Here is a 14,636-nt window from a genome sequence, read left to right as displayed (position 1 = left end):
CGTTGCAAGCGCGGTGGCAAGAGCAAGCTAGTCGGCGCCCGGCAGCATTCTTCGCAGCGTGTCGTCGCGCAGCAGGTAATGGTGATACAGCGCGGCTGCCGCGTGCGCGCCGATCAGGAAGTATCCTGCCGCCGCCACCGTCTCGTGAAGTTCCTTGATCGATACCGCCAACGCCTTGTTCTCATTGATGAGCGCGACGAGATGCAGTCCGAAAAAAGGAATCGGCGTTCCCTTCGCGCTGAGCAGAAGCCAGCCTAGCAGCGGCATGCCTATCATCAACAGGTACAGCGCCACCTTCAGCACACTGGCCGACGCGCCCATCCACTTGGCCGGGCGCGGCGAGATCGCCGGCACCGGACCGATGCGTTGCACGGCCAGGCGCAGCATCGCCAGCGCAACGACCGTCAGGCCCAGCATGTAGTGCCAGGTTTTCATCGCCTCGCGTACCGCGCTGCCCTTCGGATAGAAATCACGCAACTCCATGCTCGCATACACCGCCATCAGCAACATCAGCATGAACCAATGCAGGCCGGCCGATAGCCAACCATATCGTAGCGGGCTATTTCGCCATTTCATGTGTTCTCCAGGACGCTTCGGTCAAACGGACTGGCGGCCGCCACCGCGCATGTCCGGCTACGGCACGATGCCGATGAACCTGCCGGCAAGCAGCGCACAGATGCCCTGCTCACGGCTCCGTCCCTGGCACCAGGAAAGACGTTTCCATGTCGGCCGGCATCGCTGCCAGTTCGTCCGCTGTCAGGCGCGCGTAGATTTCGATCCCATACCCTGTGGGGTCGCGAAGCCATAACTCGTGCAAAGGCGTGCCGCGCCAGGTGGTCCTTGGCGGCTTGACGATCGGGACTCCCTGGGCCTTCGCCCGCAGGTAGGTCTCGATCACGGCGGCCTTGTCGGCAACGCCAAGACCGATGTGATACAGGCTGTAAGTATCGAGCGGCTTGCCGCTGTCGTTGACCAGCAGGACCAGGTTCAGGCGCAGCTCCGGCACGATGAATGTTGAAAATCGCTCTGTGCTGTCTTTCGGCTCCACACCCAGAAACGAGGTGTAGAACGCGGTGCTTTCGTCCAGGTCGCTAACCCGTATGCTGATGTGAAATTCTGCCGGCGAGACGATCATGCTCATGCGTCCTCCTTGCCGGCCTGGTGGTTCACCAGTTTGGACAACTCGGCCAATCCGATCGGTGGGCGGGTACGCCAGGGCACGATGAAGCTGCGCGCGGCCAAACCACCGGCCATGCGCGTCATCTGCTTGCGTTCGCCCGCCAGGCGCGCTGCCAGCAGCGGATCGTGCGTGCCCGCGGCCAGCACGCTCTTGTTGATCACCCAGGCGTATGGCTCGATGCTTGCGCGGCGCAGGTCGTCTTGCAGGGCCGCCGCTTGCGACACCGGGGTAATTTCCGGCAGCGTCACCAGAATGATCCTGGTATATGTCGCGTCCTGCAGCCGCATCAAGGGGGTGGTCATGCGGCCGCTGCGATGGCCTTCGAAATCGCGCAGCGTTTGCCGATGGTAGGCGCCGGCAGCGTCCATCAGCAGCAAGGAATGCCCGGTCGGCGCGGTGTCGAGCACGACAAAGGCGCTGCGCGCTTCGTTGACAATCTTCGAGAAGGCGTGAAAGACCGCCACTTCTTCGGTGCAGGGGGAGCGCAAGTCTTCCAGCAGCAGGGCTTGTTCCTGGTCGTTCAGTCCGGGCGACTTGCTGGCCATCATCCTGTCGATGTAGCGCTGCGTCTCGACCTTGGGGTCGATGCGATCGACGCGCAGGCCCGGCACCTCGCCCTCCAGTGTGCCCACCAGGTGCGCCGCGGGGTCGGTGGTGCTGAGATGAACGGTTTTGCCGCGCTCAACCAGCCCGAGGGCCAGAGCGGCGGCGACGGTCGTCTTTCCCACCCCTCCCTTACCCATGACCATGATCAGGCCGTGGCCGGTCGCCGCCAGCTCGTCGGCCAATACGTCCAGCCCCGGCAAGTGCTGGTCCGCCGCGCTCGAGGCCTTGCCAGCGCTGGCGCTGGGGGCGGCATGCGTTGCAAGCAGCGCGCGCAAGGCTGGCAACCCGACCGTGTCGAACGCGCGCAAGGGCACCTGGTCTTGCGGCAAGGTCTGCAGAACTTGCGGCATCGCGTCGAGTGCTTGCTGTCCCAGCGCCGCAATGGCACAAGCGACCGCATCGGTAGGATCGCTGGCGTGGAACACGCCGTTGATAATCAGCCGCTGGTTGTTCAGTCCGAGCGTGCGCAATTCCTCAGAAGTGCGCGCCGCCTCGGCAATTGCGCTCTTGTCGGCGCGCGCGACCAGGATGACGGTGGTCTGGCCCGGGTCGCTCAAGGCATCGAGGGCGGCCTTGAAACGCACTTCCTGCATCTTCAATCCCGAGTGCGGGCCAAGGCACGAGGCGCCGCGGTCGTTTCCGGCTAAAAATCCGCTCCATGCCTGCGGCAAGCTCAGCAGGCGCAAGGTGTGTCCGGTCGGCGCGGTGTCGAACACGATATGGTCGTAGGCGCCTGCATCGCCGGAAAGCAGTGCGGCAAATTCGTCGAAAGAAGCGATCTCCGTGGTGCAGGCGCCGGACAATTGCTCGCGGACGGTTGCGCGCTCTGTTTCAGTGGCATCCGCGTCCATCTGCACCAGCACGCGCTGGCGATACGATTCCGCCGCGTTGTCGGGGTCGATATTCAATACCGACAAACCCGCTACGCCAGGCACCGGCGTGGCGATGTTGCGCAGTTCTATCCCCAGCATTTCATCCAGGTTCGAGGCGGCGTCGGTGCTCACCAGAAGTACCTTTTTCCCGGCATCGGCAAGCCTCAGTGCGGTGGCGGTCGACAGCGACGTCTTCCCCACTCCGCCTTTGCCGGTAAAGAAAAGGTGCCGCGTCGGCCCTTTGAGGAAACCGGGAACCTCGGCGTCGAACCACCCCGCCACCGCTTCGTGCGTGGGAATGCCGCCACTGTGCACCAGCACGCCATCAACGAAAACAGCCGGCGTCGACGTGGCGCCGAGACGCTGTATTTCATCGGCGCCAGTCACCTTGTCGATGTCGACCGCAACGCCGGCCGCCCGCGCGAGCTTATCGATCAATTCGATCGTGTACTGGCACTTGCTGCATCCGGATCCTGCCACTTTGATGAGCATCTGATTTTCCACTGGCGTTGGAGATTTTTTAGGAGAAATATCGTTTGCGGCGCGCCATCACCTGGCGGCACCGAGTCCAGTGTGGGCGATGCGAAGCGCATTTTCCTTGACCCACATCAAACAGCTTGACATAGATGCATTGTTTAAAAGTATGACCCGCCGCTGTTGCAACTTATTCAGATGTTGAGCTACATCAAATACTTGGCGGAACGACACTTGCAATAATGAACAACATTAATGAGGAGCGATTGTGAAATTGACTGACATGAGTTCGATGGCAAGTCTCGCACCTGGAAAGACGAGCCAGTTCTATGCCGAGGAAGCGGGACCGAATCTGCTGGACTTGCAGGCGCAAAGCGGCGTTGCCCGGATCACCGGTGGCGTCTCGCCGATCGCACTTGCGCTCGCTTTTCAGGACTGGTTCCTGCATCTGGCAGCGTCGCCCGGCAAGCAGATCGAACTGATGACCGGACTGTGCCGTCCCGCCAGCGTTGGCGGCGATGCCCGTTTTGCCGATAGCGAATGGAACAAGTGGCCGTTCAACGTCTTTGTCACCACCTTTGCCAGCACGGGGCAATTCTGGCAGCAAGCCACCAGCGAGGTGCGCGGTGTGGCGCCCCACCATGCGCAAGTCGTCAACTTCGCGGCGAGGCAAGTGGTCGATGGATTTTCGCCTTCTAACTTTTTCTGGAGCAATCCCGAAGTATTACGGGCGGCACGCGACAGCAAAGGACAGAGCCTCCTGGCCGGCTTGGCCAATTTGCGCCAGGACCTGCGCGCTCCCCTGACGCCGGCGGCGGCGCATGCAGCAGTCGGGCGCGACGTTGCACTGACACCCGGGAAAATAGTGTATCGAAATGAACTTGTCGAGCTGATCCAGTATGAACCGCAGGGCCCGGCGGTGTATCGCGAGCCAGTGCTCATCGTGCCGTCGTGGATCTTGAAATATTACATCCTCGACTTGTCGGCCCACAATTCGATGGTGCGCTACCTGGTCGGACAGGGCCATACCGTATTCATGGTCTCCTGGCGCAATCCGGATGTGCGCGACCGCAACCTGGGCATGGACGACTACCTGGCGCGCGGACTATTCGACGTGCTGGACGAGGTGGCGCGCATCGGCGCCACCCCCGACGTCCACGCGGTCGGTTACTGCCTCGGCGGCACCCTGCTGGCCATCGCGGCGGCGGCGCTCGGTTCAGGGCGTCAGGCGTGCGAGGCCCGCTTGCACAGCGTCACTCTGCTTGCCGCCCAGACCGACTTCAGCGAGCCGGGCGAGCTCGGCCTGTTCATCGACGACAGCGAGATGAACCTGCTGGACGCCATGATGTGGCAGCAAGGCTATCTGGACGGCGCCCAGATGGGCGCCTCGTTCCAGTTGCTGAACGCGCGCAGCATGATCTGGACGCGCATCGTGCGCGAATACATGCTGGGCATCCGGGCCGAGCGGAGCGACCTGGCGCACTGGAATGCGGATGCCACGCGCATGCCCTACCGCATGCACAGCGAGTATCTGAAGCGCCTGTTTCTCGACAATGATCTGGCGGCCGGGCGGTATTGCGTGAACGGCAAGCCGGTGGCCCTGAAGGATATCAGGGCGCCGCTGTTCGTCCTCGGCACCGAGCGCGACCAGGTGGCGCCATGGCGCTCAGTGTACAAGATCAACCTGCTGTCGAATGCTTCGGTTGACTTCGTGCTCGCTTCCGGCGGGCACAATGCAGGCATCGTGTCCGAACCTGGGCATGCCCGCCGCAGCTACCGGTTCACGGCCCCGCAACCTGTCGGCCAAGCCTGGGTCGGCCCGGACGAGTGGCTGGCGAAGGCGCAGCAGGCCGAGGGCTCCTGGTGGCCCCACTGGCAACGGTGGCTGGTCGCGCATTCCGCCGCCGAACAGATTTCGCCCCCGGCGATGGGAGCAGGCGTGACCCTGGCCGACGCGCCCGGAATGTACGTGCTGGGAGACTGACCGCCGACTGAGGGGCAGCCGCGCGCCGCAGGCATCCTGCTCGTCGGGGATGCCGGGCGGCTGGGCGCGACTCATGATGCCGCATCGGTGAACCAGCTATCTCTTCACGGCGCAAGTGCGTATGCCGAACGGCAGGTACACCGGACAAAAACGAAACACACCAGTGGCAAGCGGGACAAGGCCGAGCCAACCCCACGGACCGATGGCGCCCATCAGTGTTGCCGCGATCAGGCCCAGCCCCAGCACGACGCGAATCGTCCGATCGATAGTTCCTACGTTGGCTTTCATTATCTTGTCCTCGTTAGTAAAGTTGTTCAGACGCCGGCGCCGGCCGGCCCATGCAGCGACAGCGCCTGCTCGAGCACGCTGATGCGCCGCAGCAGCGTCATGGCGAGCGCCACGCCATTGCTGTCGAGCTCGAAATCGTCGCGCAGGCGGCGCGCCTGCCGCACCGTCACCACGTGCAGCAGGTGGAAGCTGCGCGGCTGCGCGGCCGCGTCGGCCGGCCAGATCACGCCGCTTGCGGCCAGGTCTTCGACTTCATCGACCGACAGGCCGGACACTTCGGCCAGGTGGTCGATCGTGCAGACCTCGACCTCGCCCAGCCAGACCGCGTGGGTCATCGGGTAGCTCATGCTGCCTCCCCTTGCGCGAATTGCGGCCGCGGGTTGAAATCGGATGCGTCGGCCAACTGTTGGTACAAGGCCCGCTCGGTCTCGCTGACAGAAGAAGGCACGGTGATGACGATGACCGCATGCAGCGCACCGCTGCCGCCGTCGCCCGTACGCAATCCGCGCTTGGCCAGGCGCAGCTGTTGCCCCGCGGTGGCGCCGGGCTTGACGGTCAGTTCGACCGGGCCGTCCAGGGTCGGCACGCGGATCACCGCCCCCAGCACCGCTTCCCATGGCGCCAGCGGCAGGTCCATGGTCAGGTCACGCCCGCTGATCCGGTACAAGCGGTGCGGAATCAAGGCCAGCGCGACATACAGGTCGCCCGGCGGGCCGCCATGCGTGCCGGGGCCGCCCTTCGCCCCAAGGCGCAGGCGCTGGCCGTCGACGGCGCCGGCCGGCACGGTGACGCGGAAGGTCCGGCTCGAGCGATGCGGCAGGCCGTGCGCGTCGAATTCGGGGATCTGTGCGCGCACCTCGATTTCGCCGCCGTGATGAATCTGCTCTAGCGAAACGGCGGCGCTGATTTCAAAATCCTGGCCGCGCGCCGGGCTTGGTCCGCGCGCTTTACCGCTCCGGTTCGAGCGCCCGAAAGCGGCGAACAGGTCAGCCAGGTCGACGTCGTCGTAGCTGGCCGCGCCGGCGTCGAAATTGCCCTGCCAACCCGGCGGTGGCGAGAAATCCTGGCCAGCTTGCTTCTTGCCGAGCTGGTCGTAGGCCGCGCGCTTTTCCGGGTCTTTCAACACCGCATACGCTTCGCCGATTTCCTGGAAGCGCTCTTTGCCGAGCGGATCCTTGGAAATATCGGGATGAAATTGGTGCGCCAGCTTGCGATAGGCTTGCTTGATCTCGCTGACACTCGCCGCTCGCTCGACACCCATGACCTGGTAGTAATCCTTGAACTTCATGCCAGTACCGCTGAAGTGCGCAAGCTAAATCCGGCGCCGTCGACCATGCGCCGGCCAGCCAGCAGCGCCTGCTGCTCGGCGGCGCCGGCCGCGATGCATACCGGAAAGATGCCCATTCCCTCCGCCACGAAACCATTGCGCTCGACCAGCAGCTGCGACTGCCATTGGCCGGGCGCCAGTTCGAGCGCCTGGCCGCTGATCACGTAGCCGTTATATTCACATGGATTGCTAAACAACATGGTGGGCCTTTTATTCACATTTGCGGCCAGTCTACGAAGCGCGCGCAATAAAAACGTTGATGTGCGTCAAAAATGCCCATGCGCAGCAAATATGTGCTTACGTTAGAAATTTGATGTGCATCATGAGTTTTTGACATCGCACGTGCGAAGGTGCGTTCAATAAATATTACCGAGACAAAACCCTGAACCATGATGACCGATAGAATCCGCACCTTGCTGGCTGAAATGAATACGCTTGAAGAAGAGATGGCCACTGCGTTGCGGGAACAGCAGAGCAAAATGTTCTTCCAGATCGACGGCAAGCGGGTGGAATTCGAACGCACGCTGCGCGAAGAACACCGCAAACTCAAGAGCAGCCTGCTTCAATGGCTGGTCGCGTATCGCCCGCAAAACCTGCTGACCGGCCCGATCATCTACGGCATGGCGATTCCATTGCTGCTGGTCGACCTGTGCATCAGCTTCTACCAAGCTTGCTGTTTTCCGATCTATGGCATCGTCAAGGTGCGGCGCGCCAACTACATCATTTTCGATCGCCAAAATCTCGATTATCTGAACATTATCGAAAAATTCCACTGCACCTATTGCGCGTACGGCACCGGGCTGATCGCCTATTGCACCGAAATCATTTCCCGCACCGAACAATATTTTTGCCCGATCAAGCATGCACGGAAAATGCTCGGCAACCATCGGCGCTACGCGGGATTTCTGGAATTCGGCGACGCGCTGGACTACGAAAAAAGACTCGAAGAATACCGGATTGCCTTGGGCAAGCCGAACTAGGCATTTCCATTTTCCAGGAGCGACACCATGCGGCAAGAAAAAATGACGACCAAGTTACAGGAAGCGTTGTCCGACGCCCAGAGCCTGGCGGTCGGCCACGACAACCAGTACATCGAGCCGGTCCACCTGCTGACGGCGCTGCTGAACCAGGACGATGGCGCTGCCCGCTCGCTGTTGCAGCGCGCCGGCGTCAACGTCGGCGCCCTCGCCAACGCCTTGAAAAGTGCCCTCGAACGTTTGCCGAAAGTGTCAGGTACGGGTGGCGAAACCCAGATCGGCCGCGAGCTGATGTCAGTGCTCAATCTGGCCGACAAGGAAGCGCAACAGCGCGGCGACCAGTTCGTTTCGAGCGAGATGATCCTGCTGGCGCTCAATGAAGACAAGTCCGACGCCGGCAAGCTGGCCCGCGAAGCAGGCCTGTCGCGCAAGGCGATCGACGGCGCGGTCGACGCGGTGCGCGGCGGCGAAGCGGTCGGTTCGGCGGACGCCGAAGGCCAACGCGAATCGCTCAAGAAATACACGCTCGACCTGACCGAGCGCGCGCGCCAGGGCAAGCTCGATCCGGTGATCGGGCGCGACGACGAAATCCGCCGCACCATCCAGATCCTGCAACGGCGCACCAAGAACAACCCGGTGCTGATCGGCGAGCCGGGCGTCGGCAAGACCGCCATCGTCGAGGGCCTGGCGCAGCGCATCATCAACGGCGAGGTGCCCGATTCGCTCAAGGGCAAGCGCGTGCTCTCGCTGGACATGGCGGCACTGATTGCCGGCGCCAAATTCCGCGGCGAGTTCGAGGAGCGACTGAAATCCGTGCTCAAGGAGCTGGCGATGGATCAAGGCCAGACCATCGTCTTCATCGACGAGATGCACACGATGGTCGGCGCCGGCAAGGCCGAAGGTGCGATGGATGCAGGCAACATGCTGAAACCGGCGCTGGCGCGCGGCGAGCTCCATTGCGTCGGCGCCACCACGCTCGACGAGTACCGCAAGTACATCGAGAAGGACGCCGCGCTCGAGCGCCGCTTCCAGAAGGTGCTGGTCGACGAACCGAGCGTGGAGGACACGGTCGCCATCCTGCGCGGCCTGCAGGAGAAATACGAGCTGCACCACAAGGTCGAGATCACCGATGCGGCCATCATTGCCGCCGCCGAGCTGTCGCACCGCTACATCACCGACCGTTTCCTGCCCGACAAGGCGATCGACCTGATCGACGAGGCGGCCGCGAAGATCAAGATCGAAATCGACTCCAAGCCGGAAGTGATGGACCGGCTCGAGCGCCGCATCATCCAGCTGAAGATCGAGAAGGAAGCGGTCAAGAAGGAGGAGGACGAAGCGTCGCTGCGACGCCTGGGCCTGATCGACGACGAGATCGCCCGCCTGGAGCGCGAGTACAACGACTACGAAGAGATCCTCAAGGCCGAAAAAGCGATCGTGCAGGGCACTACCCACATCAAGGAAGAGATCGAACGGATCCGCCACCAGATGGACGAAGCGACGCGCGCGAGCAACTGGCAGCAGGTCTCCGAGCTCCAGTACGGCAAGCTGCCCGAGCTCGAGGCACAGCTCAAACGAGAGGAAGATGTGAGCGCGCGCGACGCGGTCGATGCCAGGCCAAAGCTGCTGCGCACCCAGGTCGGCGCCGAGGAAATCGCCGAAGTCGTGTCGCGCGCGACCGGCATCCCGGTGTCGCGCATGATGCAAGGTGAGCGCGAAAAGCTGCTGCACATCGAGGACCAGTTGCACAAGCGGGTGGTCGGCCAGGACGAGGCGATCGTCGCGGTGTCGGACGCGATCCGCCGCTCGCGCGCCGGACTGTCCGATCCGAACCGCCCGTACGGCTCCTTCATGTTCCTCGGCCCCACCGGGGTCGGCAAGACCGAGCTGTGCAAGGCACTGGCCGGGTTCCTGTTCGATACCGAGGAATCGATGATCCGCATCGACATGAGCGAATTCATGGAAAAACACTCGGTCGCGCGGCTGATCGGCGCCCCGCCCGGTTATGTCGGCTACGAAGAAGGCGGCTACCTGACCGAGGCGGTCCGGCGCCGGCCGTACAGCGTGATCCTGCTCGACGAAGTCGAGAAGGCGCACCACGACGTCTTCAACGTGCTGCTGCAGGTGTTGGATGATGGCCGCATGACGGACGGCCAGGGCCGCACCGTCGACTTCAAGAACACGGTGATCGTGATGACTTCTAACCTGGGTTCGCACATGATCCAGTCGATGGAAAGTGACGATCCGGCGCTCGTCAAGCTGGCCGTGATGGGCGAGGTGCGCAGCCATTTCCGGCCCGAGTTCATCAACCGGATCGACGAGATCGTCGTGTTCCATGCGCTCGATCAAAAGAACATCGGCGCCATCGCCAGGATCCAGCTGCGCCAGCTCGAGGCGCGCCTCGAGAAGATGGACATGGCGTTGGTGGTGTCGGAACAGGCGCTGCAACAGATTGCAGAAGCCGGCTACGATCCAGTGTACGGCGCGCGTCCGCTCAAGCGCGCGATCCAGCAGCAGATCGAAAACCCGCTGTCGAAGCTGATCCTGTCGGGAGAATTCGGCGTCAACGACACCATCGCGCTCGACGTCGAAGCCGGCCGGCTGGTGTTCAACAAGCCTTGATCAGCGCTGGCGCTGCGGGTTGGATATCCCGATCAGGGTGAAACCCACGGCTGCGCCTGGTGGATGTCAGGAATCGGCCAACTCCGGCCTGGCCATCCATTCGCGCCCTTTCAACATGGCTTTCCAGTACAGCGGCGGCAAGATGCGTTCCTTCAGAAACCATGCCAGCCGCGACGGCCGCGTGCCGTCGATGAGCCACGCTGGAAAACTGGGCGCGAGCTTGCCGCCGTAAGTGAACTCGGCCAGCACGATCTTGCCGCGCTCCACCGTCAGCGGGCAGGAACCATAGCCGTCGTACCGCGCACGGCCGGTCGCGTTGGACAAGGCCGCCAGCACATTGTGGGCAACCACAGGGGCCTGCTTGCGCGCGGCGGCGGCGGTCTTGGCATTGCTTGTATTGGCGGCATCACCGAGCGCATGGATATTTGCCCATGTCTTGTGGCGCAGGGTGGCAGGATCGACGTCGATCCAGCCGGCCGCATCGGCCAACGGGCTGACGCGGATGAAATCGGGCGCAACCTGCGGCGGCACCACGTGCAGCAGGTCGAACTGGCGCGTGACGACGTGCTCGCTGCCGTCCGGATCGCGGCGCGTGAACGTGGCGGTCCTGGCCGGCCCGTCGACGCCCGTCAGCGTGTAGCCGAAGTTGAGGTCGATGCCGTAGGCGTCGATGTACTCCATCAGCGCCGGCACGTAGGCTGCTACGCCGAACAGCACGGCGCCGGCGCTGCAAAAATCAATCTTGACCCGATCCAGCACGCCGCTGCGCTTCCAGTGATCGGCCGACAGGTACATCGCTTTCTGCGGTGCGCCGGCGCATTTGATCGGCATCGGCGGTTGGGTGAAGATGGCCCGGCCGGCGCGCAGGTTGCGCACCAGTTCCCACGTATATGGGGCCAGGTGGTACAGGTAGTTCGACGTGACGCCATTGCGCCCGAGCGTCTCGGACAGGCCTTCGATCGCCCGCCAGTCCAGTTTCAGGCCGGGGCACACCACCAGCTGTTCGTACTTGACTACCCGGCAGCCGTCGAGAATGACGGCGTTGCTGTCGGGTTCGAACGCGGCGACCGCGGCCTTGATCCAGTGGACGCCGCGCGGGATGGTCGATGCCATCGTATGGGCCGTTGCGGCGCCATCGAACACGCCGCAGCCAACCAGTGTCCAGCCGGGCTGATAGTAGTGCACGTCGGCCGGGTCGATGATCGCGATATCGAGGCCGGGTTGGCGCGCCAGCAGGCTGGCCGCCGTCGCAATGCCGGCGGCGCCGCCGCCGATGATGACCACCGCATGCGACACTTCAGCCACGTCGACCGGCGTACGGCCATGGTTGGCGATGCGGCGCATCACCCCTTTCATGTCGAAGCCCGCCTTTTTGGCCGCGTCGACGATCTGCGGCAGCGGCTCGCGCCCGGCTTGCGACAGGGCCCACATCGTCGTCGAGCGCATGCCGGTCCGGCAAAACGCCAGCACCGGTTTCGGAACGCTGGCAAGCAGTTCGCCGAATGCCGCGCCCTGCTGGTCGGTGACCTTGCCCGACTCGGCCGGCAGGTAATGGGGCTCGATGCCCCACGCCTGCGCCGCGCGTTCGATCTCGGCAAACAAGGGCTGGTCGCCGCCTTCTCCATCGGGACGGTTGCAAATGATGGCGCGAAATCCGGCTTCCCTGATCGCCACCATCTGGTCGGGCATGATTTGTCCGGATACCGATAATCCGGGCGCGAGAGCTTGAATATTCATGGCTGTCTCCGTCATATTCTTGTATATGGCTCAGACCACGTTGAGCGGGATTTTCAGGTAACGCGTGCCGTTTGCCTCGGGCTCCGGAAAATGTCCGGCGCGCATATTGACCTGAACCGACGGCAGGATCAGTATCGGCATTTCCATCGTCGCGTCGCGCCTGGTGCGCATGGCAACAAACTCTTCCTCGCTGATGCCGTTGCGGACATGGATATTGTTGGCCCGCTCGTCAGCGACAGTGCTGACGAATTGCACCTCGCGGCCATGGGGCTGGTAATCGTGGCACATGTACAGCAAGGTATCTTCCGGCAAACTCAACAGTTTATTGATTGAGCGAAATAGCGTACGCGCATCGCCGCCAGGAAAGTCACACCGAGCGCTGCCGTAGTCCGGCATGAACAAGGTGTCGCCGACAAAGGCGGCCCTGTGCGTGCCACTGCTGACGACATACGACATGCAGGCCGGGGTGTGTCCTGGCGTGTGCAGGGCACGGCATTCCAGAGTCCCGATCGCAAACTGTTCATCGTTATCGAACAAGTGGTCGAACTGGCTGCCGTCACGCGCCATCTCGCTGCCGACATTGAAAAGGTCGCCGAACACCTTCTGCACGGTCGTAATGTGCCGGCCAATGCCGATCTTGCCGCCAAGCTTTTCTTGCAAGTACGGCGCCGCGGTCAGATGATCCGCGTGGACATGGGTTTCGAGGATCCATTCGACCTTCGCGCCGAGCTCGGCCACGCGGGCAAGCAACTTGTCGGCCGACGTCGTGGCGGTTCGGCCCGATTTCGGGTCGTAGTCCAGCACACTGTCGATCACGGCGCAACTACGGCTAGCAGCGTCGAGGAGGATATAACTGATGGTGCTGGTGGCGGGATCGAAAAACTCTTCTGCGTAAAACGGTGCGCTACTCATGATCTGTTGATCTCCTTGAACGGTGACTCGGCGGGCACTCACAACATCAGTTGTGCAAAAAATGTGCCACCGAAAGGCGGCGTCGCGATCGAACGCAGGTGATTGATTTGATTGAATTTTTTTATTGAATCGAAAAAGGTGCATCGAACTGGCTATGATTGACTGCCATTTGGCAGTCACTCTTGACACCCATGGCAGCGCTGTGGCAGGATAAAACGCTGACTGGAGTAACAATGTCCCCCACCCTACCTGGCGTCGATTCGCCGCTACAACCTTCGCAGGTGCAGTCGCTGATCTCGTTTCTGGAACACGAGGCGCAGCCGATGATTGTGCTCGACCCGGACTACAACATCCTGGCGGCCAACACCGCGTACCAGCGCCAGTTCGGCAGTGTCGACCAGCCGTACATCGGCCAAAAATGCTACCGGATCTCGCATCATTACGATGTGCCGTGCGACCAGGCCGGCGAGCATTGTCCAATGAAGAAGGCGCAGGAGATGCGTGGCCCCGATCGCGTCCTGCACATCCACCATACCCCGCGCGGTCCCGAGCACGTTGAAGTGGAATTGCGTCCGATTCTTGACCAGCGCGGCGCGATCACGGCCTACGTGGAACGGCTGTCGGTGGTGCGCAGCGCCTCGGCGCGGCCCAGCGACGACGGCCTGGTCGGCCGCTCGCCGGCTTTCAATCTGGCCCTGGCGGCCCTGCAGCGGGTGGCGCCGTCGATGTTGCCGGTGCTGCTGCTGGGCGAGTCGGGCACCGGCAAGGAACTGTTCGCGCGCGCCGTGCATGAAACGAGCGAGCGCGCCAGCGGCCCGTTCGTTGTCGTCGATTGCTCGGGATTAACCGAAACGCTGTTCGAAAGCGAACTGTTCGGCCATGAAAAAGGCGCGTTCACCGGCGCCACCACACGCAAGCCGGGGCTGGTCGAGACGGCCCAGGGCGGCACGCTGTTTCTCGATGAAATAGGCGACATTCCGTTGGCGATGCAGGTCAAGCTGCTGCGCCTGATCGAATCGGGCACCTACCGGCGCGTCGGCGGCGTCGAAACCTTGCATGCCAATTTCCGCCTGGTGGCCGCGACCCACAAGCCGCTCGAGCAGATGATGGCGCAGGGGCTGTTCCGCCAGGACCTCTACTACCGCATCAGTGCCTTTCCGATTCAGCTGCCGCCCTTGCGCGAGCGTGCCGAAGACATCGCCCTGCTGATCAATTCCTTCCTTCAACGCGCCGGCGCCGGCAAGCGCAAGCTGACGATTGATGCCGGCGCCCTGACGCAATTGCAACAGCGCGCGTGGCCAGGCAACGTCCGCGAATTGCGCAACGTCCTGGAACGCGCCCGGCTGTTTGCCGACGACGGCGTGATCCGGGTCGAGCACCTTCCCGCCGTGCCAGACGGCCAGCTGCGCGCGCCGCCAATGCCGCGCCACGCCGACTCAGCGTCGCCGGCGCCAATCGCCGCCACGTTCGGCGGCACCCGCGCCGAGCTTGCCGCCCACCTCGGCATCAGCGAACGCACGCTGTACCGGCGCTTGAAAGCACAAGGGCTGGCCTGAGCGCCGGACCTCGCAGTCACTGCCAAGCGCTGCCAGACTCCCAGATTGGCAGCGTACCGCCGACATCGGGCCACACTCGCTGGCCCAACAACATCCCGCAAGTC

The 14,636-nt window shown here is 62.9% G+C and carries 13 protein-coding genes; 4 read left to right on the top strand and 9 right to left on the bottom strand.

Annotation, left to right across the window (positions count from 1 at the left end):
* Window positions 1-27: 27 nt before the first annotated feature.
* The 3 genes from CR105_RS18720 to arsA form a co-directional block, all read right to left on the bottom strand.
* Window positions 28-576: a cytochrome b gene (locus CR105_RS18720; protein WP_099790962.1), complete on the bottom strand. Its 549-nt coding sequence runs from the start codon at window positions 574-576 to the stop codon at window positions 28-30.
* A 109-nt stretch (window positions 577-685) separates the two neighbouring features.
* Entirely contained in the window at window positions 686-1,141 is a 456-nt protein-coding gene (locus tag CR105_RS18715; protein ID WP_218968723.1) for a VOC family protein, read from the bottom strand.
* Window positions 1,138-3,150, bottom strand: coding sequence for an arsenical pump-driving ATPase (arsA, locus tag CR105_RS18710; RefSeq protein ID WP_099790960.1), 2,013 nt, complete (start codon window positions 3,148-3,150; stop codon window positions 1,138-1,140). Before arsA ends, CR105_RS18715 begins: the two co-directional genes overlap by 4 nt.
* A gap of 250 nt (window positions 3,151-3,400) precedes the next feature.
* Between arsA and CR105_RS18705 the strand changes: the two genes are divergently transcribed.
* Complete coding sequence (locus tag CR105_RS18705; protein ID WP_229414007.1) at window positions 3,401-5,116, top strand: PHA/PHB synthase family protein; 1,716 nt, start codon at window positions 3,401-3,403, stop codon at window positions 5,114-5,116.
* A gap of 96 nt (window positions 5,117-5,212) precedes the next feature.
* Here CR105_RS18705 and CR105_RS18700 read toward each other — a convergent pair whose 3' ends face one another.
* Genes CR105_RS18700 through CR105_RS18685 form a run of 4 tightly spaced genes read right to left on the bottom strand, consistent with a single transcriptional unit; the run spans window position 5,213 to window position 6,931 of the window.
* Window positions 5,213-5,404: a YgaP family membrane protein gene (locus tag CR105_RS18700; protein WP_099790957.1), complete on the bottom strand. Its 192-nt coding sequence runs from the start codon at window positions 5,402-5,404 to the stop codon at window positions 5,213-5,215.
* Between the two features lie 26 nt (window positions 5,405-5,430).
* A complete protein-coding gene (locus CR105_RS18695; protein ID WP_099790955.1) occupies window positions 5,431-5,751 on the bottom strand; it encodes a chaperone modulator CbpM in 321 nt (106 codons plus the stop codon).
* Entirely contained in the window at window positions 5,748-6,692 is a 945-nt protein-coding gene (locus tag CR105_RS18690; RefSeq protein ID WP_099790953.1) for a DnaJ C-terminal domain-containing protein, read from the bottom strand. Before CR105_RS18690 ends, CR105_RS18695 begins: the two co-directional genes overlap by 4 nt.
* Entirely contained in the window at window positions 6,689-6,931 is a 243-nt protein-coding gene (locus CR105_RS18685) for a hypothetical protein (protein WP_099790952.1), read from the bottom strand. The genes CR105_RS18690 and CR105_RS18685 overlap by 4 nt, the downstream gene beginning before the upstream one ends.
* Window positions 6,932-7,120: 189 nt before the next feature.
* On the opposite strand from CR105_RS18685, the gene CR105_RS18680 reads away from it, so the two are divergent.
* Together CR105_RS18680 and clpB are read left to right on the top strand one after the other, a co-directional pair.
* Window positions 7,121-7,711 (top strand): hypothetical protein, encoded by a 591-nt coding sequence (locus CR105_RS18680; protein ID WP_229414006.1) that lies wholly within the window; start codon window positions 7,121-7,123, stop codon window positions 7,709-7,711.
* Window positions 7,712-7,738: 27 nt separating this feature from the next.
* Window positions 7,739-10,327 carry an ATP-dependent chaperone ClpB gene (clpB, locus tag CR105_RS18675; RefSeq protein ID WP_099790950.1) on the top strand — a complete coding sequence of 863 codons (2,589 nt, stop codon included), beginning with the start codon at window positions 7,739-7,741 and terminating at the stop codon, window positions 10,325-10,327.
* 66 nt (window positions 10,328-10,393) lie between these two features.
* Here the strand turns inward: clpB and CR105_RS18670 are convergent, their stop codons facing one another.
* A complete protein-coding gene (locus tag CR105_RS18670; protein WP_099790948.1) occupies window positions 10,394-12,064 on the bottom strand; it encodes a bifunctional protein tyrosine phosphatase family protein/NAD(P)/FAD-dependent oxidoreductase in 1,671 nt (556 codons plus the stop codon).
* Window positions 12,065-12,094: 30 nt separating this feature from the next.
* Window positions 12,095-12,976: an MBL fold metallo-hydrolase gene (locus CR105_RS18665; protein ID WP_099790946.1), complete on the bottom strand. Its 882-nt coding sequence runs from the start codon at window positions 12,974-12,976 to the stop codon at window positions 12,095-12,097.
* 233 nt (window positions 12,977-13,209) lie between these two features.
* Between CR105_RS18665 and CR105_RS18660 the strand changes: the two genes are divergently transcribed.
* Window positions 13,210-14,532 carry a sigma-54 interaction domain-containing protein gene (locus CR105_RS18660; RefSeq protein ID WP_099790944.1) on the top strand — a complete coding sequence of 441 codons (1,323 nt, stop codon included), beginning with the start codon at window positions 13,210-13,212 and terminating at the stop codon, window positions 14,530-14,532.
* The last annotated feature ends 104 nt before the right edge of the window (window positions 14,533-14,636 follow it).

Source organism: Massilia eurypsychrophila, assembly GCF_002760655.1.
Lineage (GTDB): Bacteria > Pseudomonadota > Gammaproteobacteria > Burkholderiales > Burkholderiaceae_D > JAFCUW01.
This window is presented reverse-complemented; position numbering and strand designations above follow the sequence as displayed.